Source organism: Methylophaga marina (assembly GCF_030296755.1).
Lineage (GTDB): Bacteria > Pseudomonadota > Gammaproteobacteria > Nitrosococcales > Methylophagaceae > Methylophaga > Methylophaga marina.
On sequence record NZ_AP027741.1, the window covers coordinates 2,061,101 to 2,088,100 of the forward strand.

31 protein-coding genes and 1 pseudogene are annotated in these 27,000 nt (G+C 44.2%); 28 read left to right on the forward strand and 4 right to left on the reverse strand.

What is annotated here, in order from left to right:
- The first annotated feature begins 49 nt into the window (after positions 1 to 49).
- From QUE24_RS10570 to QUE24_RS10640, 17 genes and pseudogenes are all read left to right on the forward strand, one after another.
- Entirely contained in the window at positions 50 to 1,828 is a 1,779-nt protein-coding gene (locus QUE24_RS10570) for a methanol/ethanol family PQQ-dependent dehydrogenase (protein ID WP_286303797.1), read from the forward strand.
- A gap of 226 nt (positions 1,829 to 2,054) precedes the next feature.
- The gene (locus tag QUE24_RS10575; RefSeq protein ID WP_286303799.1) at positions 2,055 to 3,830 is read left to right on the forward strand and encodes a methanol/ethanol family PQQ-dependent dehydrogenase; all 1,776 of its coding nucleotides are present in this window, start codon (positions 2,055 to 2,057) and stop codon (positions 3,828 to 3,830) included.
- 392 nt (positions 3,831 to 4,222) lie between these two features.
- Complete coding sequence (locus tag QUE24_RS10580; protein ID WP_286303800.1) at positions 4,223 to 6,001, forward strand: methanol/ethanol family PQQ-dependent dehydrogenase; 1,779 nt, start codon at positions 4,223 to 4,225, stop codon at positions 5,999 to 6,001.
- Between the two features lie 487 nt (positions 6,002 to 6,488).
- Complete coding sequence (gene pqqA, locus QUE24_RS10585) at positions 6,489 to 6,560, forward strand: pyrroloquinoline quinone precursor peptide PqqA (RefSeq protein ID WP_081443609.1); 72 nt, start codon at positions 6,489 to 6,491, stop codon at positions 6,558 to 6,560.
- A gap of 105 nt (positions 6,561 to 6,665) precedes the next feature.
- A complete protein-coding gene (gene pqqB, locus QUE24_RS10590; protein WP_286303801.1) occupies positions 6,666 to 7,580 on the forward strand; it encodes a pyrroloquinoline quinone biosynthesis protein PqqB in 915 nt (304 codons plus the stop codon).
- A gap of 30 nt (positions 7,581 to 7,610) precedes the next feature.
- Positions 7,611 to 8,342 carry a pyrroloquinoline-quinone synthase PqqC gene (gene pqqC / locus QUE24_RS10595; RefSeq protein WP_286303802.1) on the forward strand — a complete coding sequence of 244 codons (732 nt, stop codon included), beginning with the start codon at positions 7,611 to 7,613 and terminating at the stop codon, positions 8,340 to 8,342.
- On the forward strand, positions 8,339 to 8,560 hold the full coding sequence (gene pqqD / locus QUE24_RS10600) for a pyrroloquinoline quinone biosynthesis peptide chaperone PqqD (RefSeq protein WP_434013664.1): 222 nt from the start codon (positions 8,339 to 8,341) through the stop codon (positions 8,558 to 8,560). The genes pqqC and pqqD overlap by 4 nt, the downstream gene beginning before the upstream one ends.
- A complete protein-coding gene (locus QUE24_RS15935; RefSeq protein ID WP_379008288.1) occupies positions 8,521 to 8,622 on the forward strand; it encodes a hypothetical protein in 102 nt (33 codons plus the stop codon). Before pqqD ends, QUE24_RS15935 begins: the two co-directional genes overlap by 40 nt.
- On the forward strand, positions 8,594 to 9,787 hold the full coding sequence (gene pqqE, locus QUE24_RS10605) for a pyrroloquinoline quinone biosynthesis protein PqqE (RefSeq protein WP_286303803.1): 1,194 nt from the start codon (positions 8,594 to 8,596) through the stop codon (positions 9,785 to 9,787). Before QUE24_RS15935 ends, pqqE begins: the two co-directional genes overlap by 29 nt.
- The gene (locus QUE24_RS10610; protein WP_286303804.1) at positions 9,777 to 10,187 is read left to right on the forward strand and encodes an ATP-binding cassette domain-containing protein; all 411 of its coding nucleotides are present in this window, start codon (positions 9,777 to 9,779) and stop codon (positions 10,185 to 10,187) included. Before pqqE ends, QUE24_RS10610 begins: the two co-directional genes overlap by 11 nt.
- Positions 10,154 to 10,228 (forward strand): annotated as a pseudogene (locus QUE24_RS15940) (hypothetical protein); the annotation flags it as partial. The gene QUE24_RS10610 and the pseudogene QUE24_RS15940, both read left to right, overlap by 34 nt.
- A gap of 9 nt (positions 10,229 to 10,237) precedes the next feature.
- Positions 10,238 to 10,714: an ATP-binding cassette domain-containing protein gene (locus QUE24_RS10615; protein ID WP_286303805.1), complete on the forward strand. Its 477-nt coding sequence runs from the start codon at positions 10,238 to 10,240 to the stop codon at positions 10,712 to 10,714.
- Positions 10,711 to 11,499 (forward strand): ABC transporter permease, encoded by a 789-nt coding sequence (locus tag QUE24_RS10620; RefSeq protein ID WP_286303806.1) that lies wholly within the window; start codon positions 10,711 to 10,713, stop codon positions 11,497 to 11,499. Before QUE24_RS10615 ends, QUE24_RS10620 begins: the two co-directional genes overlap by 4 nt.
- A gap of 144 nt (positions 11,500 to 11,643) precedes the next feature.
- On the forward strand, positions 11,644 to 12,300 hold the full coding sequence (locus QUE24_RS10625) for a protein-L-isoaspartate O-methyltransferase family protein (RefSeq protein WP_286303807.1): 657 nt from the start codon (positions 11,644 to 11,646) through the stop codon (positions 12,298 to 12,300).
- A 14-nt stretch (positions 12,301 to 12,314) separates the two neighbouring features.
- Positions 12,315 to 12,638: a rhodanese-like domain-containing protein gene (locus QUE24_RS10630; protein ID WP_286303808.1), complete on the forward strand. Its 324-nt coding sequence runs from the start codon at positions 12,315 to 12,317 to the stop codon at positions 12,636 to 12,638.
- A gap of 43 nt (positions 12,639 to 12,681) precedes the next feature.
- A complete protein-coding gene (locus QUE24_RS10635; protein WP_286303809.1) occupies positions 12,682 to 14,004 on the forward strand; it encodes a TolC family outer membrane protein in 1,323 nt (440 codons plus the stop codon).
- Positions 14,005 to 14,571 carry a hydrolase gene (locus QUE24_RS10640; protein WP_286303810.1) on the forward strand — a complete coding sequence of 189 codons (567 nt, stop codon included), beginning with the start codon at positions 14,005 to 14,007 and terminating at the stop codon, positions 14,569 to 14,571.
- On the opposite strand, the gene QUE24_RS10645 is transcribed toward QUE24_RS10640, so the two are convergent.
- From QUE24_RS10645 to hemL, 4 genes are all read right to left on the reverse strand, one after another.
- Positions 14,564 to 14,779, reverse strand: a complete 216-nt coding sequence (locus QUE24_RS10645) for a DUF1289 domain-containing protein (protein ID WP_286303811.1) — start codon at positions 14,777 to 14,779, stop codon at positions 14,564 to 14,566. The genes QUE24_RS10640 and QUE24_RS10645 overlap by 8 nt on opposite strands.
- A 45-nt stretch (positions 14,780 to 14,824) precedes the next feature.
- The gene (locus QUE24_RS10650) at positions 14,825 to 16,336 is read right to left on the reverse strand and encodes a B12-binding domain-containing radical SAM protein (RefSeq protein WP_286303812.1); all 1,512 of its coding nucleotides are present in this window, start codon (positions 16,334 to 16,336) and stop codon (positions 14,825 to 14,827) included.
- 1 nt (position 16,337) lies between these two features.
- On the reverse strand, positions 16,338 to 17,786 hold the full coding sequence (gene sbcB / locus QUE24_RS10655; RefSeq protein ID WP_286303813.1) for an exodeoxyribonuclease I: 1,449 nt from the start codon (positions 17,784 to 17,786) through the stop codon (positions 16,338 to 16,340).
- Positions 17,787 to 17,888: 102 nt separating this feature from the next.
- The gene (gene hemL, locus QUE24_RS10660; protein WP_286303814.1) at positions 17,889 to 19,169 is read right to left on the reverse strand and encodes a glutamate-1-semialdehyde 2,1-aminomutase; all 1,281 of its coding nucleotides are present in this window, start codon (positions 19,167 to 19,169) and stop codon (positions 17,889 to 17,891) included.
- 72 nt (positions 19,170 to 19,241) lie between these two features.
- Here hemL and QUE24_RS10665 point away from each other — a divergent pair, with 72 nt between their 5' ends.
- The 11 genes from QUE24_RS10665 (at position 19,242) to QUE24_RS10715 (ending at position 27,000) form a co-directional block, all read left to right on the forward strand.
- Positions 19,242 to 20,681: a LapD/MoxY N-terminal periplasmic domain-containing protein gene (locus QUE24_RS10665; RefSeq protein WP_286303815.1), complete on the forward strand. Its 1,440-nt coding sequence runs from the start codon at positions 19,242 to 19,244 to the stop codon at positions 20,679 to 20,681.
- A complete protein-coding gene (locus QUE24_RS10670; protein WP_286303816.1) occupies positions 20,575 to 21,210 on the forward strand; it encodes a response regulator in 636 nt (211 codons plus the stop codon). Before QUE24_RS10665 ends, QUE24_RS10670 begins: the two co-directional genes overlap by 107 nt.
- 291 nt (positions 21,211 to 21,501) lie before the next feature.
- A complete protein-coding gene (locus tag QUE24_RS10675) occupies positions 21,502 to 22,275 on the forward strand; it encodes a DUF3450 domain-containing protein (protein ID WP_286303817.1) in 774 nt (257 codons plus the stop codon).
- A complete protein-coding gene (locus tag QUE24_RS10680) occupies positions 22,272 to 23,624 on the forward strand; it encodes a MotA/TolQ/ExbB proton channel family protein (RefSeq protein ID WP_286303818.1) in 1,353 nt (450 codons plus the stop codon). Before QUE24_RS10675 ends, QUE24_RS10680 begins: the two co-directional genes overlap by 4 nt.
- On the forward strand, positions 23,608 to 24,132 hold the full coding sequence (locus QUE24_RS10685; protein ID WP_286303819.1) for a MotA/TolQ/ExbB proton channel family protein: 525 nt from the start codon (positions 23,608 to 23,610) through the stop codon (positions 24,130 to 24,132). The genes QUE24_RS10680 and QUE24_RS10685 overlap by 17 nt, the downstream gene beginning before the upstream one ends.
- Before the next feature lie 9 nt (positions 24,133 to 24,141).
- Positions 24,142 to 24,549 carry an ExbD/TolR family protein gene (locus QUE24_RS10690; protein ID WP_286303820.1) on the forward strand — a complete coding sequence of 136 codons (408 nt, stop codon included), beginning with the start codon at positions 24,142 to 24,144 and terminating at the stop codon, positions 24,547 to 24,549.
- A gap of 11 nt (positions 24,550 to 24,560) precedes the next feature.
- Complete coding sequence (locus QUE24_RS10695) at positions 24,561 to 24,860, forward strand: hypothetical protein (protein ID WP_286303821.1); 300 nt, start codon at positions 24,561 to 24,563, stop codon at positions 24,858 to 24,860.
- On the forward strand, positions 24,830 to 25,219 hold the full coding sequence (locus QUE24_RS10700) for an energy transducer TonB (protein ID WP_286303822.1): 390 nt from the start codon (positions 24,830 to 24,832) through the stop codon (positions 25,217 to 25,219). Before QUE24_RS10695 ends, QUE24_RS10700 begins: the two co-directional genes overlap by 31 nt.
- Complete coding sequence (locus tag QUE24_RS10705; RefSeq protein WP_286303823.1) at positions 25,216 to 25,695, forward strand: tetratricopeptide repeat protein; 480 nt, start codon at positions 25,216 to 25,218, stop codon at positions 25,693 to 25,695. The genes QUE24_RS10700 and QUE24_RS10705 overlap by 4 nt, the downstream gene beginning before the upstream one ends.
- On the forward strand, positions 25,626 to 26,447 hold the full coding sequence (locus tag QUE24_RS10710) for a tetratricopeptide repeat protein (RefSeq protein WP_286303824.1): 822 nt from the start codon (positions 25,626 to 25,628) through the stop codon (positions 26,445 to 26,447). The genes QUE24_RS10705 and QUE24_RS10710 overlap by 70 nt, the downstream gene beginning before the upstream one ends.
- Complete coding sequence (locus tag QUE24_RS10715) at positions 26,431 to 27,000, forward strand: class II aldolase/adducin family protein (protein WP_286303825.1); 570 nt, start codon at positions 26,431 to 26,433, stop codon at positions 26,998 to 27,000. Before QUE24_RS10710 ends, QUE24_RS10715 begins: the two co-directional genes overlap by 17 nt.

The window sequence follows — 27,000 nt, forward strand, 5'->3', positions numbered from 1 at the left end:
GTTGTTATTCCTCTCGACATGTTCTGTAATCAAAAACTAGGGATTAAAAATGAAGCTGAAAACTTTGTCATTAGCAATGATGACATTGGCAGTGCCAGGCTTGGCTGCTGCTGATGAGTTGCTAGAAATGCAAAAAGATCCAAATAACTGGGTAATGCCAGCAGGTAACTACAATAACCAACGTTACTCTGAATTAACAGAAATCAATAAAGACAATGTCAAAGATGTGACTATGGCATGGTCTTTCTCAACGGGTGTTTTACGTGGTCATGAAGGTAACTCTCTGGTTATCGGCGATACCATGTATGTTCACACTCCATTCCCAAACATTGTTTACGCGTTGGATTTAAACAACGACGGTGCAATGAAATGGAAATTTGAGCCAAAACAAAACTACGATGAAACAGTACCTGTTATGTGCTGTGACACAGTTAACCGTGGTTTAAGCTATGCAGACGGTAAAATCTTCCTGAACCAAGCAGATACAACACTTGTTGCCTTAAACGCTGAAGACGGCAAAGTGGTTTGGTCTGATAAGCGTGATGATGCTAAACGCGGTGCGACCAGCACAGCAGCAGCTCACGTATTCAAAGATAAAGTCATCGTCGGTATCTCAGGTGGTGAGTTTGGTGTACGTGGTTACGTTCAAGCGTATGACTTTGATGGTAACGTGAAATACAAAGCGTATAGCACCGGTCCTGATGATGAAATGTTAGTTGACCCAGAAAAAACCACCTCTATGCTGAAACCGGTTGGTAAAGATTCATCTTTGAAAACCTGGCAAGGTGACCAATGGAAAATTGGTGGTGGTACCACTTGGGGTTGGTATTCATACGATCCTGATTTAAACCTGTTTTACTACGGCAGTGGTAACCCATCAACCTGGAACCCGGTTCAACGTCCTGGTGATAACAAATGGTCAATGTCTCTATGGGGTCGTGACTTAGACACCGGTATGGCCAAATGGGTTTACCAAATGACACCGCATGATGAGTGGGATTACGATGGTGTAAACGAAGTCATTTTGGCTGATCAAAAACTAAATGGCAAAATGCGTAAAACTGCCGTTCACTTTGACCGTAATGGTTTTGGTTACACCATGGACCGCGTAACTGGCGAACTGCTAGTCGCTGAGAAATATGATCCGGCCGTTAACTGGGCGACAGGTGTCAACATGAAGACTGGTCTGCCAGAGCGTGCGGTAAAATACTCTACTGCTGCAAACGGCGAAGACGTTAACACAACAGGTATCTGTCCTGCGGCGTTAGGGTCTAAAGACCAACAACCAGCGGCATTCTCACCCCGCACGGGTCTGTACTATGTACCAACCAACCATGTGTGCATGGACTATGAACCATTTGAAGTGGAATACGTAGCGGGTCAACCATACGTCGGTGCTACTTTGAATATGTTCCCAGCGCCAGGTGGTACTCATATGGGTAACTTCATTGCTTGGGATGCCCGTGAAGGTAAGATCGTCTGGTCTAACCCAGAGCGTTTCTCAGTCTGGTCAGGTGCATTAGCGACAGCTTCTGATGTTGTGTTCTACGGCACACTGGAAGGTTACCTGAAAGCGGTTGATGCGCAAACTGGTCGTGAACTGTGGCGCTTCAAAACAGCGTCAGGCATCATCGGTAACGTCAACACATACACACATGACGGTAAACAATATCTGTCTATCTTGTCAGGTGTAGGTGGTTGGGCTGGTATCGGTATGGCGATTCCTGACTTAGAAAACAGCTCTGATGGTCTTGGCGCAGTCGGTGCATACCGTGCATTGTCTAGCTGGACTAACCTGGGTGGTATTCTGAGTGTATTCAGCCTGTAAGACCCAGATGATATAGATTACGCTGTAATCTTAATCTGAATAAAAGGCCCGGCATCTTTGTGATGCCGGGCTTTTTTATTCAGCCGAGGTTCACTCGTCACATGCGAAGATACTCAGGCTGGTTAAATCGGGAAGATTTGCCGGTGATTCATTCGTTTATAAAGCATAGAGTTAGTGCTTAACCTGTTTAAAACAAAACACTTTTGTAATGAATAAATTGAGTAATATGACTTTTCTAAGATTTTTAATTGCTTCTGCAATCGGAATTCATGCTGGCACCAGCCAAGCTGATGAATTACAAAAACTTCAAGATGATCCTGCCAACTGGGTGATGCCAGCCGGAAATTATAATAACCAACGATACTCAGCACTCAAGCAAATCAATAAAAAGAATATTCAACATCTGAACATGGCCTGGTCTTTTTCGACAGGTGTTTTACGTGGTCATGAAGGCAATTCTCTAGTCATTGACGATACTCTATATATTCATACCCCTTTTCCTAATATTGTTTATGCACTCGATCTAAATAACGATGGTGCAATGAAATGGAAATATGAACCTAAACAAAGTTACGACGAAACTGTTCCTGTGATGTGCTGTGATACGGTTAATCGTGGACTGGCATATGCAGATGGAAAAATACTTCTTAATCAAGCGGATACGACCTTGGTTGCGTTAGATATGGATACAGGGAAAGAGGTTTGGTCAGACAAGCGTGATGATCCGACTACAGGTGCAACGAGTACTGGAGCAGCTTTTGTGTTTGACGATACTGTCTTAGTTGGGATCTCCGGCAGTGAATTTGGTATTCGTGGTTATGTTCAGGCCTATGATTTACAGGGGAATGTGAAGTATAAAGCCTATACCACAGGACCCGATGATGAGATGTTGGTAGATCCAGTAAAAACCACCTCAATGTTGAAACCGGTAGGTAAAGATTCATCTCTGAAAACATGGCAAGGTGATCAATGGAAAATCGGTGGTGGTGTCACATGGGGTTGGTTTTCATACGATCCTGACTTAAATCTGTTTTATTACGGGACTGCAAACCCTTCTACATGGAATCCTGTGCAACGACCTGGTGATAATAAGTGGACCATGTCACTGTTTGCCAGAGATTTGAATAGTGGAATGGCGAAATGGATTTACCAAATGACTCCACACGATGAGTGGGATTATGACGGTGTTAATGAAGTCATTCTCAGTGATCAGAAAATCAAAAATAAATTGCGTAAAACTGCGGTGCACTTCGATCGTAATGGCTTTGCCTATACGCTAGATCGTAAGACGGGGGAGTTATTAGTGGCGAAGACATTTGATCCCTCTGTAAACTGGTCTAACGGCGTTGATTTGGCAACCGGCAGACATGATCGTGTTCAACAATACTCGCCGGACTATCATGGTGAAGACGAAAATACCACTGGCATTTGTCCTGCTGCACTAGGAACAAAAAATCAGCAACCAGCCGCGTTTTCACCGCGTACAGGTTTGTTTTATGTACCAACAAACCATGTCTGTATGGACTATGAACCATTTGAAGTGGAATACGTTGCTGGCCAGCCATATGTTGGCGCGAGTTTGTCGATGTATGCTGTTGGTGATGATCCCAATCTCGGTAATTTCATTGCCTGGGATGCACGTGAAGGTAAGATTATTTGGTCCAATCCGGAACGGTTTTCAGTTTGGTCTGGTGCATTAGCGACCGCTTCAGACATCGTTTTTTATGGTACGTTGGAAGGATATTTAAAAGCTGTCGATGCTAAGACAGGGAGAGAGCTTTGGCGCTTCAAGACAGCCTCTGGCATTATTGGTAACGTAAACAGCTATGAGCATAATCACAAACAATACATTTCCGTTTTATCTGGCTTAGGCGGCTGGGCTGGTATAGGCATGGCCATGGGCCTAAAAAATGATGCTGATGGTGATGGCGCTGTTGGATTGTATAGATCTGTCTCCAGATGGACTAATCTGGGTGGTGTTTTGAGTGTTTTCAGCCTTTAAACATCTAGTTACAGATAGTGGCGTGTTATTAAAATCACGCTCATGAGAGCGTTTTTGGGCTGCTCACATTGATTGGAGGCATGACACATCTGTATACGTCTCAAGTAGCTTCTATGCCTATTTAAATAAACAACCATACAGTTGCTGATAAGCTTTAATTGTATTTTGGTTGAGTGAACGTGCATTAGACTTTAAAAAAGGAAAATGTATAAATCAAAAAAATATTTCTTTCTCCTGTTTAGTCAATCCCGAGTTTACTGTGATTAACTCCTGTTTATATAGGGAGTTAGTCCTAGTGTGTTGGGGGAAAAATAAGAATAAAGTATTCAGCAGTGGTTATTTATAGATGAGCCACCTATAAAAACAAACCTTCAATACTAGAGGTATATAAAATGAAGCTGAAAACTTTATCAATCGCAATGATGTCATTAGCCGCGCCGGGTCTGGCCGTAGCTGATGAGTTATTGGAAATGCAAAAAGATCCAAACAATTGGGTAATGCCAGCAGGTAATTATGCTAACCAGCGTTACTCACAATTAAGTCAAATCAACAAAGACAATGTTAAAGATTTAAACATGGCATGGTCTTTCTCAACAGGTGTTTTACGTGGTCACGAAGGTAATGCTTTAATTATCGATGGCACTATGTATGTTCACACACCATTTCCGAATATCGTGTTTGCGTTGGATTTAAACAACGATGGCGCGATCAAATGGAAATATGAACCAAAACAAAACTACGATGAAACAGTGCCAGTCATGTGCTGTGACACAGTTAACCGTGGTTTAAGCTATGCAGACGGTAAAATCTTCCTGAACCAAGCGGATACAACACTTGTTGCCTTAAACGCTGAAGACGGCAAAGTGGTTTGGTCTGACAAACGTGATGATGCCAAACGCGGTGCGACCAGCACAGCAGCGGCTCACGTATTTAAAGATAAAATCATCGTCGGTATCTCAGGTGGTGAGTTTGGTGTACGTGGTTACGTTCAAGCGTATGACTTTGATGGTAACGTGAAATACAAAGCGTACAGCACTGGTCCTGATGATGAAATGTTAGTTGATCCAGAAAAAACTACTTCTATGCTGAAACCCATCGGCAAAGATTCTTCTTTGAAAACCTGGCAGGGTGACCAATGGAAAATTGGTGGTGGTACGACTTGGGGTTGGTATTCATACGATCCTGACTTGAACATGTTCTACTACGGTAACGGTAACCCATCAACCTGGAATCCAGTGCAACGTCCTGGTGATAACAAATGGACTATGTCAATGTGGGGCCGTGACTTAGACACCGGTATGGCGAAATGGGTTTACCAAATGACACCGCATGATGAGTGGGATTACGATGGTGTCAATGAAATGATCCTCGCAGAACAAAAAGTGAAAGGCAAAATGCACAAAACTGCCGTTCACTTTGACCGTAACGGTTTTGCTTACACTATGAATCGTGAAACGGGTGAGCTGTTAGTCGCTGAAAAATACGATCCAGTGGTTAACTGGTCAAACGGTGTCAATCTGAAAACAGGTTTACATGATCGTGTAGCGAAATACTCTACTGCACGTAACGGTGAAGACGTGAACACAACAGGTATCTGTCCTGCGGCGTTAGGTTCTAAAGACCAACAACCAGCGGCATTCTCACCACGCACGGGTCTGTACTATGTGCCAACCAACCATGTGTGCATGGACTATGAACCATTTGAAGTGGAATACGTAGCAGGTCAACCATACGTTGGTGCTACATTAAGTATGTACCCACCTGAAGGTGAAACGCACTTGGGTAACTTCATTGCTTGGGATGCCCGTGAAGGTAAGATCGTATGGTCTAACCCAGAGCGTTTCTCAGTCTGGTCAGGTGCATTAGCGACGGCTACGGATGTTGTGTTCTACGGCACACTGGAAGGTTATCTGAAAGCGGTTGATGCGCAAACTGGCCGTGAACTGTGGAGATTCAAAACGCCATCAGGTGTTATCGGTAACGTCAACACTTACAAACATGACGGTAAGCAGTACATCTCAATCCTGTCAGGTGTAGGTGGTTGGGCTGGTATCGGTATGGCGATCCCAAGCTTAGAAAACGAAACAGATGGTCTAGGCGCAGTCGGTGCATACCGTGCATTGTCTAGCTGGACTAACTTGGGTGGTGTTCTGAGTGTATTCAGCCTGTAAGAGCCAAATGATATAGATTACGCTGTAATCTTAATCTGAATAAAAGGCCCGGCATCTTTTGATGTCGGGTCTTTTTTTGAGCAAAAAAACCAGGCACAAGGCCTGGTTAAAATGAAATATAGGTAATGCAATCATGTGGTAAACCACAAAATCATTAAAGAAGCTGAAAAATTCTCTAATGCATATATTGTATAAAGACAGCCAAGGATAGTCGTGAGCATAAATGCATTTTTAACTGGGTGTTTTTTACCTGACACAGGTAAGAAGATCTTCCCGAGCATTGAGCTAATTTTGACGGTTTTTAATACAGCCATTTTTGTGGATTATAGGCAGGTAAAGCTTTTCCCGGCGATCCTTGAATCAGGAAAATCCTGAATGGCAAGGCGGGGAATCCTGACGAAACAAGTTTATTCGCTGTGTACTATCTAATCGTCTTCCAAATAGGTTGGATGACATTAAATAAAACAATTTTAGAGAGGATATAGTTATGTGGACTAAACCTGAATATTCAGACATGCGTTTTGGTTTTGAAGTAACCATGTACATCTGCAACCGTTAATCACGGTTTTGATGTATGCCCGGGACTTTCTGTTCCGGGCAACGTTATACCAGATAAAATTTGTTAAAGTCTTATCTGGTCTAATGCAAGTTTCTAAGGATATTTATGTTTGTACATGTTTTAGGTTCGGGAGCCGGCGGTGGTTTTCCTCAGTGGAATTGTAATTGCACTAACTGTAAAGGTGTAAGAGAGGGCACAATTAAAGCCAGTCCTCGCACACAATCCTCCATTGCTATCAGTGCAAACGGAACAGATTGGATTTTGTTTAATGCTTCCCCTGATATTAAAAAACAACTGGATGACTTCCCTACTTTACAACCAGCTAGACAAGTCAGAGATACAGCCATCACCGCGATAGTCATCACAGACGCACAGATTGATCATGTCACCGGCATGCTTACTCTCAGAGAACATAATAAACCTTGGGATGTATATACCACTAATGCCGTATACGAAGATCTCACCACAGGATTCCCTGTTTTCAACATTCTCGGACATTTCCGTGGCATTAATCATCATGAGATCGCGACGGATGAGTCAAGCTTCACCATTCCCACGGCAGAAGGATTAGTTTTCACTGCCGTGCCTTTGAAGAGTGAGGCACCTCCTTATTCACCGCATCGTCATAACACGGTGCCTGGCGATAACATTGGCATGCGTATAGAAGATACGCGTACCGGTAAAAATTTATTCTATGCACCAGGATTAGGTGTAGCAGAACCGCACGTTATGGAATATATGGCGAATGCTGACGTCGTACTTGTTGATGGTACCGTTTGGACTGATGACGAGATGTCACACGAAGGCATTAGCAATAAACGGGCGCAGGAAATGGGACATCTGGACCAGTCTAGTAAAGGTGGCATTATGGAGATCCTAAGTGGCATGGATAAGCCACGCAAATTCCTGATACATATTAATAATACTAATCCAATACTCAACGAGGAATCACCCCAGCGGAAAACGTTGGAAGCGGCTGGAATAGAAGTGTCGTATGACGGCATGGATATCGAGCTTTAACAGTCTAAGATGATTCTAGAGGAACATGACATGTCAGAAAAACCAGCACCATGGACACGCGAAGAGTTTGAACAAAAATTACGCGAAAAAGAGTCGCTGTATCATATTAACCATCCCTTTCATAAACTGATGCATGCTGGCAAGCTGGACCAAAAACAAGTTCAAGGTTGGGTTGCTAATCGCTTTTATTATCAAACGGCGATTCCAATTAAAGACGCTGCCATTATGGCAAATTGTGAAGATGCTTCTGTCCGTAAACATTGGGTGCAACGTATTCTTGATCACGATGGTTATGATGGAGAAGAGGGAGGCATTGAAGCCTGGCTGCAGCTGGGTGAAGCTGTTGGATTAACAAGAGAAGAACTGGAATCACATCAACATGTGTTGCCAGGTGTTCGTTTTGCGGTAGATGCGTATGTTAATTTTGCGCGCCGGGCTAACTGGCAGGAAGCGGCAGGCTCTTCGTTAACAGAATTATTTGCGCCTAAGATTCATCAAGCAAGACTAGACAACTGGCCTGACTTGTATCCCTGGATTGATGAACGAGGTTACCGCTATTTCCGTAAACGCTTAAGTGAAGCGCGTCGTGATGTCGACCATGGCTTACAAATCACACTGGATTATTGTGATACTCGTGAGAAACAACAACGCGCTGTTGATTTACTGCAATTCAAGCTTGATATCCTATGGACCATGTTAGATGCGATGTGGATGGCGTATATTGAAGGACGTCCCCCTTATTTTATGGAAGTTGAAAAATGACCGATCGCATTTTTAATGCAGACACGATTCCTGTTCTGGCTCTGGGTTACCGTTTCCAATGGGAGCCAGCGCAGGACTGTTACGTACTGCTTTACCCAGAAGGCATGGTGAAATTAAATCCTGCTGCAGGTGAAATCCTGAAGCGGGTAAGTGAAAAAAGCAGACCGTCGGCGAGCTTATCGCTGAACTTAAAGAAGCCTTTAATGGCGCTGACTTAGACGATGACGTCTATCAGTTTTTGGAGGAAGCTCATGACAACGACTGGATCAGACCAGAATAAAGCACCAGGCAGTACTGGTGGTGCTATCGGAATGAATGTCCGTGACAGCATTCGTCAGCCTCTTTGGTTATTGGCAGAGCTTACTTACGCTTGTCCATTGCAGTGTCCTTATTGTTCCAATCCGATGGATTTTGCCAATGTTAAAAAAGAGCTAACAACCGAAGAATGGATCAACGTTTTCCGCCAGGCACGTGAAATGGGTGCAACCCAATTGGGTTTATCAGGTGGTGAGCCATTAACTCGCCCCGATCTGATTGAGCTTATCCGTGAAGCCAGAAACTTGGGTTTTTATACGAATCTGATTACTTCAGGCGTAGGGTTGAATGCTGACAAGGCAAAAGAATTTAAAGAGGCGGGGTTGGATCACATCCAAGTCAGTTTCCAGGCGAGTTCAGAAGATCTTAATAACTTGATTGCTGGTACCGATGCTTTTCAGCATAAGATTGAGATGGCAAAAGCAGTAAAAGCTGCGGGTTATCCGATGGTGCTATGTTTTGTGACACATCGTCAGAATATTGATCAGATCGATGAGATTCTGGATTTAGCTATCAACCTTGATGCCGATTATGTTGAGCTGGCAACAACCCAATACTACGGTTGGGCCATGCATAATCGTGATCAACTATTACCAATGAAAGAACAATTAGTTCGTGCAGAAGCTATTGCGCATGAATATCAGGAAAAGCAAAAAGGTAATATGAAGATCTATTACGTTGTCCCTGATTATTATGAGGATAGGCCAAAAGCCTGCATGAATGGTTGGGGAAATGTATTTCTGACCGTCACACCAGATGGTACCGCTCTACCATGTCATGCGGCTCGTGAATTACCAGGCATGGAACTACCGAATGTCAAAGAACTGAGTGTGAAGGAAATCTGGGAAGGTTCGAATGATTTTAATCGTTTCCGTGGCTTTGACTGGATGAAAGAGCCTTGTCGCAGTTGTGATGAAAAAGAAAAAGACTTTGGTGGTTGTCGCTGTCAGGCCTATATGCTGACAGGTGATCCTGCGATGGCCGATCCAGTCTGTACTAAATCACCGGATCATCACCTGATCCTGGAAGCGATAGAGAAAGGGCGGCAGGAAGCTGAAAAACCAGCTGATACGGCTAAACCGCTCGTATTCAGAAACCCGAAAAACTCAAAAGAAATTTGTGGCTTATAAAAATCAATATGCGATTTTAAGCAAGGGCCTGACCAAGCAATATGGTCAGGCCCTTGCTGTTAATGGGCTCGATCTAAGTATCGAGCCTGGGCAGTTTTATGGTTTGCTTGGTCCGAATGGTGCGGGGAAAAGCACAACCATTCATATGCTAACCACCATGACGTCTGCCTCATCGGGTCAAGCATGGATTGCTGGGCTGGATGTTAGTAAAAACGCCGTTCAAACCCGAGCTGCTGTTGGCTTGGTGTTTCAGGATTCAGCGCTTGATCGGATGATGACGGTGGATGAAAACTTACAGTTTGCCGCCGCTTTGTATCATTTGAATAAACAGCAGGCGGAACAACGTATCGCTGAGTTACTGTCGGTATTTGGCTTAGAAAAAAACGACATCAGAAATTAGTCGCTCTATCTGGAGGGCAGCGACGCGCCGTTGATATTGCCCGAGGTGTCTTGCATAAACCTCAGGTTTTATTTCTAGATGAGCCGACGATTGGTTTGGATTTGCCTAACCGTCGTGCCATATGGCGGTTTATTGAACAACTTCGAAAAGATGAGGGGATGACTGTCTTTTTGACCACGCATTATCTCGAAGAAGCAGAAGCTTGCGACCATGTTGACTTCATACAAAAAGGGCAGCTACAGAAAGGTGGCTCTCCAAAAAAACTGATTAAGAATCTAGCCGCGTATATGCTGGAAATTGATTGTGCTGATACCGAAGCGGTCAGTCAGCAGATGCGCTCAGAATTTGGTGAGCCATTATGGGAAGATCAGCATCTGACATATCGTATCCAAGACAAAGAAACGGATTTTTATCAGCTGCAGAAAACGCTTGGCCATGCCGTTAATGCGATGCAATGGCGTAAACCAAATTTGAATGATGTGTATCTATGGACAGTATGTCCACCTGATTATGGGGTCGTGACATGACACATATGCTTGCGGTTAAGGCTGTCGTAGCAAGAGAGCTGACAAAAGTCTTTCGTCAACGGGCAAGACTACTCAGTGCCATGGTCAGACCCATGATATGGTTGCTGGTGATAGGTTCTGGTGTGGGCAGTATGTTGCAGGGTGAGCAACAAGCGGGTTATCTGAGCTTTCTGGTGCCTGGTATTGTAGCGATGACCTTATTATTTGCCGCTTTATTGTCAGCTTTGACCCTGGTTTATGACAAAGAATTTGGTGTGATGCGAATGATGTTAATTGCCCCTATTCCGCATTATTTAATTGTGATTGCCAAATTAATCGCTGCAGCCATCACGGCGATGGTTCAGGCCATTTTGTTATTAATCATACTGGCAGTGATAGGCTTAATCGAGGTAGAAGTGGCCTTATGGTTATTATTGCCCGCTCTAGCAACAGCGGTATGTTGTGCAGCAATAGGTGGTTTAATTGCTGCATGGTCAAAAACATTAGATAACTTTGCCGTGATTATGAATTTTTTCATCTTCCCGGTATTTTTTTTAAGCGGTGCGCTTTATCCCGTCACCCAATTACCTGAGATGCTGAAGTATATCGTCTTAATCAATCCATTTAGTTATGGTGTTGACTTGATGAAACATGCGGTCCCCAGTGCGACCAGTGATTTTTCTATTATGACGGATGTGATGGTGGTGACAGGATTTTCCATTATGGCGATTAGCCTTGCTTGCTGGCGCTTTTCTCGCGAATCTGTCCACGAGCCTTTATTCCATCGTGTTACTGGTAAAAAATAAAATCACACGACCGTTGCTTTTATAAAGTCATGAATAGGCAAAGTGACTGGATATTTCCCTTATTCTTCTATGGTTGCACCTATATAAGAAAGCACTTATCCTTATTCTCCTAACCAGCTATAGCTCAAAGATAGGGGCAATAATGTGTCGTTGCTAAATCATGCTCATCATAATATGGTCGTTCAGCAAGTTCGTCCCAGTGAAGTGCTTGATAACGCCGTTTTAAGCGTGATGACAGAGGTGTCCAGAGCTGATTTTGTTGATGAGCATTTAGCGATGATGGCTTATGCCGATACAATGCTGCCTCTCTCTCATGGGCAGACCATGTTATCACCGATATTAGAAGGCCGGTTTTTACAGGCTTTACACCTTACTCCTGAAACAAATGTCCTAGAAATCGGAACCGGCTCCGGGTATTTCACCGCTTTATTGGCTAAACTGGCACGCCACGTGATATCTGTTGAGTTTTATTCAGATCTCTCTGAAAGAGCAGCACAACGTTTATCTCATGCAGGTATCGGCAATGTGACCTTAACGGTGGGCGATGCCAGCCAAGGTTGGTCGTTAGTCGAGCGTGTGGACATAATTGTCGTAACAGCAGCTTGCGCCGATATTCCTGATGACTATTTACAAAGTCTGAAAGTGGGCGGAAAACTACTTATCGTGACCGGTAAAGCACCGGCAATGCCTGTTAAATTAATCACGCGAACAAGTGAACGGGAATGGCAAACCATAGTTCTGTTTGAGACCGTTATCCCATATTTGATTAACGCTGAACCCAGCCAACCATTTGAATTTTAAAACAGAGTAACAATATGAAACACATGACCCCCACTGAATTTAGCACCTTATTACTAAGTGATGTCCCTCCTGTCATGATTGATGTCAGAGAGAGTCATGAGCTAATACATGGAATGATTGAAGGGGCAATACATATTCCTATGAATGAGATTCCATCACGCCTCGAAGAGTTAGGCTCTTATCAAGATAAAACAGTGGCTATTATTTGTCGAAGTGGCAAGCGAAGTGCTCAAGTAGGTCAGTTTCTCGAACATGTTGGCTTTAATGATGTGATTAATCTTGAAGGTGGCATGAACAGCTGGGCTGTAGATGTTGATAATTCAATGTCGACTTATTAGTCAATTGAATACCATTTAATTGAATGACTCCTAAGGAAGGAAAATGAAAAAATTTGCGTTAAGCGCATTGATAGCCTCAACATTATTTTCAGGTGTAGTGTGGGCTGAAGATTTACTAGATGTATATAAACTCTCCCTCAACAGTGACCCTCAATTGCTGGCTGAGGCCGCCTCTCGTCAGGCCGTTGGAGAATTAGATGATCAGGCAATTGCTAACTTTTTGCCACAAGTAGGATTAACGGCGAATCAAAATAAAACCTGGCTGGATTCATCATCCCGTCTATTTGCAGGTAAAACGGACTATACCAGTCATGGTTATACATTGAGTCTGAATCAGTCAGTGTATAAACGTGAGAATTTTGTTCAGAAAACGCAAGCTGAAATCGCGATGAAAGGGGCTGATGCCAGTTACGTAGTCGCTGAGCAAGCGCTAACGTTACGTGTAGCTGAGCGTTATTTTGGTGTCTTGGGTGCTCAGGACGATCTCACTTTTGCGCTGGCTGAACGTGAAGCGATCTCCAAACAATTAGAACAAATGCAGCAGCGTTTTGATGTTGGCATGGCAACGATCACTGATATCACGGAGTCACAAGCGGCTTATGATCTGGCCAATGCCCGAGTGATTCAGGCGCAAAACGATCTGGCTAATGCTCAAGAGCAACTTCGTGAGACGGCTGGCAGATATATTGATGACTTGGTTGGTTTATACGGTGAGTCGCCGCTGGTCAAACCCGAGCCAGCCAATATTGATGCCTGGAGTGATACAGCGATTTCACAGAACCCATCATTATTACTCGCCAATATTAATGTTGAAGCTGCAAAACAAACCATTGAACTGCAACGTAGTGGTCACTACCCTTCATTAGGTATTGTGGCTCAGAAGAATTATAACTCTGATAGTGATGGTATTAACGGTCGCAGTAATGCTAGCAATGAAACGATAGGTCTTGAGTTTAATCTACCCATCTATTCTGGTGGTGCAGTTTCTTCCAGAACGCGTGAAGCAGGCCATCGTCTAGATGAGACAATGCAAGTTGAAGAACAGCAGCGTCGAGCGGTGACACGTCAAACTCGCGAGTCATACAATGGTGTGATGTCGGGCATCAGCCGTGTTAAAGCGCTTAAACAAGCGGTGGTTTCGAATGAAAAAGCCCTGGAGTCAACCGAAGCAGGATACGATGTTGGCACACGGACAACGGTAGACGTACTGAATGCGCGTCGTAATCTGTTCAGTGCAAAACGTGATTATGCCCGTTCTCGCTATGACTACATTTTAGATACGCTACGCCTAAAACAAGCGGCAGGTATTTTAAGCGTGAATGATTTAGTCGATATAAATAACTGGCTAGGAAAAGGGACGTCATAAGTGAGTCAGAAACTCACCAAAGCTAATGCAGGGAAGGGTATGCTGATAGTAGTCGATATTCAAGATCGGCTATTGTCAGCGATGCCACAAAAGCAACAAGAACACGTTCAGAAGTCAGTGATGACCTTGCTCAAAGCGGCTGATGCATTAACACTGCCCGTGGTCGTCACCGAGCAGTATCCGAAGGGCTTAGGCCATACAAACTCTGATATACAGGCTCTATTACCTGGCAACACGCCGATACATGAGAAAACAGCATTCTCAGCCTGGCAGGTTGACGCGTTCGTTGAGACCCTAAAGAGCTCGCAATGCCAGCAGGTATTCTTAACGGGTATGGAAACCCATATTTGTATTTTGCAAACAGCTTTAGACTTATTAAAGCAAGGCTATGAAGTGTTTGTGATTGAAGAGGCAGTGTGCTCACGTCATAAGGAAAAACATCAAAATGCCTTAAGTCGTCTGCGGGAGGCTGGGGCCATCATCACCAATGTTGAGTCACTGCTATTTGAATGCCTTGGTGATGCAAAGCATCCCGAGTTTAAAACACTGTCTAAGTTGATTATCTAGCTTTTCGTTTTTGTGCCAGACGTAGTTTTCTTCGCTGCTGGCAAAGGTCTAATGTTTTTAGTCTTTCATTATTATTCATGGCAGACCAGCCAGTAATTTCATCGATTTTACGAAAGCACCCTAAACAGACATCTCGCTCATCCAGGCAGCATTTCCGCAAGCATGGACTCGGAATAACGTTTTTGGATGATGTAGATTGTTTAGCCATAGTTGGAATCTATATTATTGACTCGAAAAGCGGTCAGTAAGCCTTTCATGCATGATAACGCTGGCGTTTATTGGCAATACCTGCTTTGGCCGGCTTATTAATGCTAGGCAAGTTCTCATAATCCGGAACACCCTTGACGCCCGCGCGAGCATAATCGAGCTTTAATTGGTTCTTAACCGTATACTCATCGATCGCTAAATCTTCAGTGAGTACAACAAATAACAATTCAAACAGACGTTTGAGTGCAATTTTCCACGTACTGCCACTAATCTCGAAAAGTCTGTCTGACACCAGCATAAAGCGAGCAAAGGCATCATCAGCAAGTATCAATGGCAACGTATTAATAAAGCGACCTGAGTTGCCAATCATATCCCAAAAGCGAGCAAAGCGATTGACCCGTTGCATCGTCATAAAGTCGACGGTGTTAGTAGATAAAATATTATAGGGTGCTTGCGGGTTATAGTTTAAGGCATAGTTATCATTGTGACGGTTGAGTGGTGCGCCCCTTAAGCGTTTGAGAATGCCTAGTTGAATTTCATGGGGATTGAGTGAGACTAGTTGATTAAAGCTGTCAGCGAAATTATCTAATGTGTCACTGGGCAAGCCAAAAATCAGATCGGTATGTAAATGAGCACCAGTATGTTCGCGTAGCCAGCGGATATTTTCGCGAGTCTTATCATTGTTTTGTTTGCGGCTGATCAGTGTTTGGATATCACTATCAAATGTCTGAATACCAATCTCAAATTGTAGGCTTTGTGGGGGAAAGCGCGTTAATACCTCTTTTAATTTATCAGGTAGATTATCAGGCACGACTTCAAAGTGAAGGTATAAATCATCTGTCATACGCTCCAGAAAAAACTCCAGAATGCGAATGCTGGTGGAGACCTTGAGGTTAAAGGTCCGATCGATGAATTTAAAGTTACGCACGCCGCGTTGCCATAAGGCATCCATTTCAGCCAGGAATGATTCCAGCGGGAAGGCGGTTGCTGTTTTATCTAAGGCCGACAAACAAAACTCACACTTAAACGGACAGCCGCGTGATGCTTCGACATAAATCAGTCGGTTACGAATGTCCTCTTCATTGTAGAGGTGGTAGGGCAGTTGTAATTCAGCTAACTCAGTAGCGATACCATCAATATATTTTGTTTCAGGCCGTGCTTTATCTAAAATTTGGCGGCACAGCTCACGAAAGCTTTTTTCACCCGGACCACTGATCACAAAATCAGCTAACTCACAGATATCTGGTACATCCGGGTAATGGCCGACTTCCGGCCCACCAAGCACGATAACGGTGTCGGGTGATATTTGTTTAATGACGGTAACAATGTCACTGATTTCACGAATATTCCATATATATACACTAAAGCCAATAATTTTAGGCTGATGCTGCAACAGGTGCTCAGCAATATTGAGTGTTTGTTCCTGAATAGTGAACTCGATCACTTTGGTTTTTGATTCAAGTTCTTCCAAGTTGGCAAGTAAATACCTCAACCCAAATGCAGAGTGCATATAGCGGGCATTAAGCGTGGTAAGCAGGATGTCGTATTGCTGAGTCATATTATGTTGTCTGATAACCCAACTCAGCGGCTAATTGCGCACTGTAATGAGCTAAGTCGGTGAGAACCGTTTGCTGTTTTTCAGATAAATCTTGTTGTCTGGCCTCGGCCAGAGCGGCATAAAACGCTGAAAAATTCAGAATAGGGCTGGCTGTATCATCTGCCAAACGTTGTTGACGGTACTGCAGCCATTGTTCTTGCTCATCCGAGCTCAATGACTCAGGCCAGTTTCGTGCACGATAGCGAAATAACATTTCCGCCAGGCGTGGATCTTCAAACGGAATAGATAAGGTCTTTAACATATCAGGTTCAGCTGAACGAATTATCTCCATTTTGCGTTTGTCATTATCACTGAAAAAACCACCGCTATAGAGACTGGCATCAGGATCGGATACGGGATCAAATGGTTTAGGGCTGAATATTTGCGAGAGTTTTTCTGTTAAATCACCAGCTGCATTAAGCATATCCATGTGTTTTTGATGTTGAGCACGATCAATATGCAAGCGCTGGGCTGCAGCATCATTTAACGTGGCTACCGGTACCACCACCGGGCATTTATTGATATGTATTGTTTTCAGTGCAGGACGCTCCACGCCGATAGCCAACTCAGCCGAAGGGGTGAATAAACGTTGTTGTAAGGTCTCAGCATCAAGCTCTATTAAATCGGTAGGATCGTAGCGACAGTCGTAGACAATAACGCCATTAGGATTGGTCGGATCTTTTGCTAAAGGTACCACCATTGCCGCGCCGCAATACTCACTGGGATACATTCTAGATACATGAATGACAGGCGTGCGCTCACGGATGTTCAGTAGGGGGGCAACCGCATTTTTGCGACGATTCTGATAAACATAATCAAATAATTTGGGTTGTGCATTTTTAATGAGCTTAGCAATTTCTATGGTGGCATAAACGTCTACTAGGGCATCATGAGCACCAATTTGTTCAATATTATTGGCTGCGGTTAAATGCTCTAATCGAAAACTGGGTTTGCCGTCTTCGCGATCAGGCCAGTTGATGCCTTCCGGTCTGAGTGCCCGAGTCAGCCTGACCATGTCGATAATATCCCAGCGAGAATTACCGTTCTGCCATTCACGGGCATAAGCATCATAAAAATTACGAAACAAACTAAAGCGGGTGAACTCATCATCAAACCGTAAACTGTTATAACCCACACCGCAGGTGCCTGGCTCTGCCAGTTCAGCATGTATACGCGCCATAAACTCGGCCTCAGTCAAGCCTTCTTTTTCCGCTTTTTGTGGTGTAATGCCGGTGATTAGAGATGCTTGTGGATGAGGTAAAAAATCGTTGGCGGGTTTGCAATAAATCATCAACGGTTCGCCAATGATATTGAGATCTTCATCGGTGCGAATACCGGCAAACTGCAAAGGTCTGTCATAACGGGGATCTGTGCCAGAAGTTTCATAGTCATGCCAGTAAAGCGTATTCATAATTAATTCAATATCTTAGGTTGATTCCGATGATGTGAAGCCATCTTAACGTAAAAAGCCATACACCAGTGAGCGATGTATGGCTTTATCACTGATTGCCGATTACAAAGCGGCGAATGCGGTTTTTGCTGCAGATAAGGTATGTTCAATTTCTTGCTGACCATGGGCCGCAGAGACAAAACCTGCTTCAAATGCTGATGGTGCCAGATACACGCCGTTATCAAGCATCAAATGGAAGAAGTGTTTGAAACGCTCTTGATCACAGGCCACGACCTGTTCGTAAAAATTCACCTCACTATCTTCGGTAAAGAACAGACCAAACATACCGCCGACCTGATTCGTTGTCATTGGAATGCCGGCTTTATCAGCCAGTTCCTGCAAACCTGAGACTAGCGTTTCAGTGGTGCTGGTTAATGCTGCATGAAAGCCTGATTGCTGAATGAGTTTTAATGTGGTTAGGCCCGCTGCCATGGCGATGGGATTACCGGATAAGGTTCCTGCCTGGTAAACAGGTCCCAATGGAGCTATGTGCTCCATGACTTCTCGTTTGCCACCAAAGGCGCCAACGGGTAAACCACCACCGATAATTTTGCCAAATGTCGTTAAATCTGGAGTGACATTGTAATGGGCTTGCGCGCCACCCAAGGCAACACGGAATCCAGTCATCACTTCGTCAAAAATCAGTACAGCACCGTACTCATCGCAAATGGCGCGCAGCCCTTCAAGGAATCCAGGCACGGGTGGAATACAATTCATATTACCGGCAACAGGCTCGATGATAATACAGGCAATCTGATCACCGGCCTCTTCAAAGCAGGCTTTGACAGACTCCAGATCGTTATAACGCAAAGTCAGGGTATGTTCTGCCAATGACGCAGGGACGCCGGCAGAAGAAGGAACACCTAAAGTTAACGCACCAGAACCGGCTTTCACTAGTAGGGAATCAGCATGACCGTGATAACAGCCTTCAAACTTGACGATTTTGTCACGACCGGTATAGCCACGAGCTAAGCGAATAGCACTCATTGTCGCTTCAGTACCAGAGCTGACCATACGGACTAATTCCATTGAAGGTACTATCTCACATACCAAGTCAGCCATCGTCGTTTCGATTTCTGTTGGGGCACCGAAACCTAAACCATGATTTACCGCCTCTTTGACAGCATCAAGTACTTCCTGATGTGCATGACCGACAATCATCGGTCCCCAAGAACCAATGTAGTCAACATACTTTTTGCCTGTCGCATCTGTTAGCCATGCGCCTTTTCCCTCACGGAAAAACACGGGATCACCGCCTACACCTTTAAATGCGCGAACCGGCGAGTTGACGCCACCTGGGATATGTTTTTGGGCTTTTTGGAACAAATCGTGGTTATTTTGCATGCTGTTTCCTAATCGTCTCCGTTGTAACTGTGCGATAATTCTAAACTTATCTCATCTATTGTACTGATGATCATGAGTTTAAAACTACGATTACTGATTATAGTCAGCATCATTTTGCTGATTAACTTTGCTGCCGCCGGTTATTTCATGGTGCAAAACGCCAGATTAGCGCTTGCCCAAGAAATGGCCTCCAGTACGCAATTAGCGAAAGGTTTGCTGGTAAATGCGCTTCCGACATTACGTTTTTCTAATGATCTGAGTGAACGACTGACATTGATTGTCGATAGTGTCAGACATACCCGCCATATACGAGCCTGGTTTGAAGATATGCATGGCCAACCGCTAATTGGTCAGGAAGATCAAACCGGCTTTTTTAATAAACCTGATGCACCGGACTGGTTCATTCGTATGATGGAGCCTGAGGCCGTGGCCTTTAGACGCCTTATTACCAAAGGCAGTAAATCCTATGGTTATTTGGTGGTTGAAGCCGATCCCAGCGATGAAGTCACGGAGGTCTGGCAGGATATTCAAACGTTATTCTGGCTGGGTGTATTCTTCTTATTACTGATTTTGAGTCTGATTTATCTCGCTCTGCGTCAAGGCTTACGGCCATTGTCGCAATTGTCTGATGCCTTAGGCCATCTTGAACAGGGTGACTTTACAGCTCGTGTTGATACTTCCGCCGTAAAAGAGCTTAATCCTATCCAGATTCGTTTTAACCATATGGCCAGCGTGCTAGAAAAGACGATGGTCGAAAACCATGCGCTTGCGGGTAATATGCTCAGCTTGCAGGAGTCCCAACAGCGCGATCTGGCAAGAGAACTACATGATGAGTTAGCGCCGTGTTTATTCGGGATTCGCGTTGATTTAGGTGAAATTGAACGAATTGCTGGCGAAAATCATTTGATCGAGATTGAAGAGAAAGTGGGGTCAGTCAAGACCATCACTAATCATATTCAATCTCTTGTGAGAAAAATGTTAAGTCGATTGCGTCCTATGACATTGGATGATTTGGGGCTAACGGAAGCATTAAGAGATATGTTGCATAACTGGCGTGAGCGCCAGCCAGAGATTGACTGGGAATGGGATTTTGTCGGTGAATTTGAATCCTTACCTGATACCTTACAGGTCACGATTTACCGTCTGGTGCAGGAATGTACGACCAACTGCGTACGTCATGCCCATGCCAGTCATGTAAAAGTTGAAGTACGCCGGGAAGCTGAGACAATTAAAGTCGCTGTGACGGATGACGGAAAAGGTCTGGATGCTAACTTGGTGAAAGGGTTTGGTTTAATTGGTATGCGAGAAAGGGTGTCAGCACTCGGTGGTCGTATAGCGTTTGATACGGAAGAAGGACGTGGTTTACAGGTCCGAGTGTTGATTCCATTAAAGGGTGAAACAAAAAATGAAACAGGCATTAACAATTTTGGTGGTGGACGATCATCCGATAGTCAGAGCAGGTTGTCGTCAACTGATTCAACAAATTCCCTCGGCTACAGTCCTCGAAGCTGAAACAGGCGAAGAAGGGTACCGCCTTTTTCAGGAGTCTCAGCCTGATATGGTGTTGCTGGATATTACACTACCTGGTGTCGGTGGTCTGGAAGTATTAAGACGTATCAGGGCTAACCGTGAAGATGCGAAAGTGTTGATGTTCAGTATGCACGAAGACCCTGTCTTTGCCTCGCGTGCGATGCAGTCTGGTGCCAGAGGATATATCACCAAGAATAATGCCGCGGATCACTTAGTGGAAGCGGTGAGTAAAGTGCTTGATGGTAAAATTTATTTAAGTCCGGATATGGCTCAACAGTTAGCCATGTTGAATATAGATGCTGGCACGAGTGCTCTAAGTGATTTGTCGCGTCGTGAGCTGGAAATATTACGATTGCTAGGTGAAGGCAAGAGTATGACTGAGATTTCTGAAGTGTTAGGAATTAGTTATAAAACGGTTGCCAATAACCTGACGCAAATTAAAAGTAAGCTAGATATCAGTAAAACCGCAGAGCTGATGCGTTTTGCGATAAGTCATGGCATTGCATCGTAAATAATTGATATTGAAGGAAAGAGGAATAGGAATAATTTCCCGAGTTATTAGGATAAGTCGCTCATTTGCAAACGTCGGGCGATTTGTATTATGTATCTCAAGTTTATAGAAATTTCAGCTTCTATAGTCTTATATTTCTCTCTCCTTCTATGAAGGTTTCGCCAGATACAATTTGTATCTGGCTTTTTTTTGCCTGTAATTTTACAGAGAGCTTTCCCCACTTTCCATTCTCTTGTTAATATGCCTCTTTCGTTTACTGCCGTTATGCGGCAAATAAGGGATTTGGAATTTATGCACCTCAAGCAAACCATCAAACGTGGTTGGCAGTTGAGTATTCTTATAGCATTGCCTTTTCTGGCCAATGCTGGCGCCTTAGATGAGGCGATCGATACTCAGGTCAATACCGATATCGCGGCACAAAAGTCTCAAGAAAAGATTGATAATTTGTCTGATGAAACCACGGATATGTTGGCAGAGTATCGTGATGTATTACGACAAACTCAAAGCCTCAAATCCTACAATGATCAGCTCAAAGCTCTGGTTGATTCTCAACAACAAGAAATGGCTTCAATTTCTGAACAGCTCGATAATATTGAAACAACTCAGCATGATATTGTCCCGCTAATGCTGAAAATGGTAGATGTGCTGACTCAATTCGTCGAGCTTGATATCCCTTTTCTACAGCAGGAACGGCAAACACGTTTAGCGGCTCTTAATGCCATGATGGGACGCGCAGATGTATCTTTGGCAGAAAAATATCGCCGCATCATGGAAGCCTACCAGGTTGAAACGGAATATGGCCGCACTATTGAAGCCTACCAAGCCGATCTGCTTGAAGGTGAAACGAAAAAGACAGTCGATTTTTTAAGAATTGGTCGCGTCAACCTATATTACCTCTCACTGGATGGAAAAGAAGCAGGTATGTGGGACAAAGAGGATAAACAATGGATTACTTTATCTGACGATTATATCAAGGCCATTAATGATGGCTTGAAAGTGGCGAGAAAGCAGTCGCCACCAGACCTGATGGTATTACCAGTCAAAACAGTAGGAGAGAAACAATGAAACAGCTAATTTCTCTTTTACTACTCAGCATTTGTCTACCCGCCTTTGCGGCTGATAAACCCGCTAACCTGGATCAGTTATTAGAACAGGTAAAACGGGAACGTGTGCTTGAGCAGCAGCAAAATCAACGGCGTGAAGCAGAATTTGCCCAAGCACATAGTGAACAAGCTAATCTTTTGGCGGAAGCCAAAAGAGAGTTAGCCGCACAAGAAAATCGTACCGAACAGCTCAACACCACTTTTAATGAACAAGAACAACGTTTAGCTGAACAACAGAACTTACTTGATGAAAAATCAGGTTCACTGGGTGAATTATTTGGGACAGTCAGACAGGTTGCTAATGACAGTCGTGGTGTCCTGGAAAGTTCAATGACCAACGTTCAACATCCTGAAAGGGTAGACTTTCTCAATAACTTGAGTGAAAGCAAACAACAACCGACGATAGAAGAGCTACGCCAGTTGTGGTTAACACTGCAAGAAGAAATGACGGCTTCGGGCAAAGTCAAAAAATTTACCACCCCCGTTATTACAACCACCGGTGATGTTGAAGATAAAGACGTCACTCGCATTGGTGTCTTTACGGCTTTTTCTGATGGGACTTTCCTAAGATACCTGTCTGAGACCGGCAATTTAGTTGAGCTGGCAAGGCAACCTGTGGATCGCTTCAGAAACGTCGTATCTGAGTTTGAAGAGGCACAAGCAGGTGAGTTAATGCCAACCGTTGTTGATCCCACCCGTGGTGCGATCATGGCCTTGTTAGTGCAGACACCCACGCTGAAAGAACGTATTCAACAAGGTGGCTGGATTGGCTACATCATTTTAGTGCTGGGTGCTATTGGCCTCATTATCGCACTCATCCAGTTTTTATCGCTGACCAAAGATGGTCATGGCATTGCCAAACAGCAAAAACAAAAAGAAGTCAGCGAAAAGAATCCGCTGGGACGAATTTTGTCTGTTTACAATGATCGCTTAGCACATGATGTGGAAACCTTATCTTTAAAACTGGATGAGGCTATTCTCAGAGAAATGCCTAAGTTGGAGCGCGGTTTGATTACACTAGCTATTCTAGCCGCGATTGCCCCTATGCTTGGTTTGTTGGGGACGGTTTCAGGCATGATAGAAACATTCCAATCAATCACATTATTTGGTACTGGTGATCCTAAATTAATGTCTGGTGGTATATCTCAGGCATTGGTCACTACAGAGCTGGGGCTGGCTGTAGCGATTCCTTTATTGTTGATTCACAGTGGTTTATCAGGCAAGTCGAATCGATTAGTGCAAATTCTTGATGAAGAAAGTGCGGCTATCGTTGCTCGTAATGCGGAAAAACAACATGACCAATCTGTCTGACGGACTTTTTCAGATTGAATTACTGATGGAAAGCGGGGGAACCGTTTTATGGTTGATCCTGTTTTCGTCTGTATTAATGTGGACCTTAATTATTGAGCGTTATTTGTTTGTGGTGTTCACACATCCCAAACAAATGAAAAAGCGAATTCAGGAGTGGCAAGAGCGTCAGGACAGAAATAGTTGGTTTGCTGTTCAAATACGTCAAGGCATGATTACTGAAAGTCGTATTTCCCTGCAACGCTATTTGATGACAATTCGCACACTCACCGTCGCCTTGCCCATGCTGGGCTTACTGGGCACAGTGGGTGGAATGATTCAAACATTTGATGTCATGACTGTTTTCGGTACAGGTAATGCCAGAGGCATGGCTGGTGGGATTTCTGTCGCCCTGATTACGACGATGGGCGGTCTTTTGACGGCATTATCTGGTTTGTATTTCAGCACGCAGTTAACTCAACGTACAGAACGCGAAGTCGATAAAGTGGCTGACGCCCTGCGTAGAGAGTAAAGGATAGACATGAGAAACCGACATTCCCGACGCCAAAGCGGCGGTATCGCTGAAATAAACATGACACCATTGATAGATATGGTGTTTATCTTATTAATCTTCTTTATTGTCACCAGCTCTTTTGTCAAAGAGACCGGAGTAGACGTTAACCGACCTTCGGCCAAAACAGCTGTGAAAAAAGAGCGGGCAAATATTCTGATTTCGATTCGTGCCAATGACGAAATCTGGATGGATAAACGCCAAATTGATCGTCGTGCTGTCAGGGCTAATGTTGAGCGAATGCATGCTGAAAATCCAGAAGGTTCTGTGATCATCTTAGCGGATGAAGAAGCCAAAACCGGTCTGTTAATTGAGGTGATGGACCAGGCCCGGTTGGCGGGTGTGGCCAATGTATCTATTGCTGCTGAACGCGACTAACGGCGGTCTTGATGAGATTAGTAGTAGGTATCCTTCTGGCATTAGTGGTGAACTTTGGTCTGTTCTATTTAATGGAACACATGACCAATAGTAAAAGCATTGATAGACATGAGATTGAAGAAGTCCAGATTCTGGACTTTGTGCGTTTGAAAAAGAAGAAGCTCAACCCGAAACCAAAAAGCGAGAAGTCCCCAAAAAACCACCGCCACCGGAAGAGCCGCCACCACCACCTGAACCGGCCGCCACTCAGGCAGATAAACCTGATGCACCTACGCCACAAATGGATATTCCTGCCATTGATGTGCCCATGAATATTACAGGCGGGCCTTATCTGGGCGATTTTGCGGCTGCTCCCAAAGCAGCGCCAGCACCAGCACCGAATAATGCGCCAATGTTAGATAATGAGGTGGTGCCACTGGTGCGTATTCCTCCTAAATATCCTCGCGTGGCTTCCAGACGGGGTATTGAAGGTGTGGTCACGGTGACATTTATCATCACTAAAGATGGCCGAGTACGTGATCCAAAAGTCATTAAAGCTGAACCTGCTAGTGTGTTTAATGATGCGGCTTTGAGAGCAATCCTTAAATGGAAGTTCAAACCCAAGTATGTGGATGGACAAGCTGTTGAACGTCAGGCCACTCAGGAAATAGAGTTTAAATTGTCACGATGAGTAAGCCATTACTAACCATATTGATTGTGCTGTTTGTCCTAGGGATAGGGACTGTCTCTGCTGCCGAAACGAAAGATGAGCAGTTTCTACTTAGTGAAGACACATATAAAGCCCTGAATCAGGCTCAAGAGCTGATGGAGAAAGAAAGCTATCCTCAAGCTCAACAGCAGCTGAATAACTTGCTCGATAAGGTGGAAAAAGGCAGCTATGAGCAAGCCGTTGTTCTGCAAACATTGGGTTTTTTATACTCCTCCCTTGAACAGTATAAAAAAGCGACGGATACATTTCAGCGCGCGTTGGACTTGGATGCCTTGCCAAAGGATGTAACGCACACGCTACGTTATAATCTGGCACAGCTACTAATTGCGGATGGCCAGTATAAAAAAGGTATTCCGCTGATGGAAGAATGGCTGTCTGCAGAAAAAAACCTGACAACACAGTCTATGTGCTTTTGGCCAGTGCCTATTATCAAATAGAAAACTTTTCAAAAGCAGCGGATAGAATCAACATCGCCATCAAAAACGATAAAACTCCCAAAGAGGACTGGTACCGCTTATTGTTATCCTCGTACTTGTCACTGAAACACTATAAGTCTGCCATTAATGTGCTTGAGGTATTGATTACCCGATATCCGGATAAAAAAGTGTATTGGGAGCAATTGTCTGCTTTATACATGCAACAGAATAAAGAGTTCACCTCTCTTGCTGTAAAAATGCTGGCTAAACGTCTTGACCTGACAGAACCTAAAACCCTGGTCAACTTGTCAGATATGTACCGTTATCTGGCCGTGCCATTCAAAGCTGGCCAATTACTTGAACAAGGTATGCAACAAAAAGTCATCCCACGTAACTATGACAATCTGAATAAGTTAGCTGACAGTTGGTTAGCCGCTCGGGAAAATCAGCGTGCAGCAGAGACATTAAATGTCATGATTACCATGGATAACACGGGTGAAAGCCACTTAAAACTGAGCCAAATCTATATCAGGACTGAGCAGTGGGGTAAGGTAGTAGATACGTTATCCAGTGCCATAAATAAATTAAAAGGCAATAAACTGGGACAAACCCACCTGATGTTAGGAACGGCTTATTACCACCTGGACAATTTAGAGCAGGCAAAGGATCAGTTTATAAAAGCGGCGGCTTTTGATGCACAGAAAAAACAAGCTGGGCAGTGGTTGCAACATATTAACAGTCTGTTAGAGAAGAAAGATGAGCCGGCTGCCTGATCTGCATGAGCAAAAACAGGCACTGGTTCAACATTACAAATGGTTGCGTCAATACGGATGCAATGACTCCCACAGTGGTAATGCTTCTTTTCGCTGGCATAATGATGTCTGGGTGACGCCAACAGGTTGTTGTGCCGATACACTCAGCCCTGATGATTTGGTTCGTTGTCATCTTGATGGCCACTGCGGGGAAGGCGCTTCTCTGGATGCGCCTCTGCATATTGCTGTTTATCAACAAAACGACAAAACCCGGGCAGTATTTCATAGCCATGGACCTCATGCCGTCGCCATGACCTTAACTGGTGATGGTTTTACACCCATCGATTTTGAAGGGCAATACTACTTTCCAGTGGTCCCGATTATTCATATCAATTATGCTGAATATGTCGAAAAGGCACCCGCTGCTGTTGCGCAGACTTTAAAAAAGTATAAGGTGACAGTAGTCAGTGGCCATGGTGTCTATGCCTGTGCCGAAACGATAAATTTGGCCTATAAATGGACATGTTCACTGGAGTTGTCAGCAAAAACAGCATGGTTAGCTAAACAAATCTGA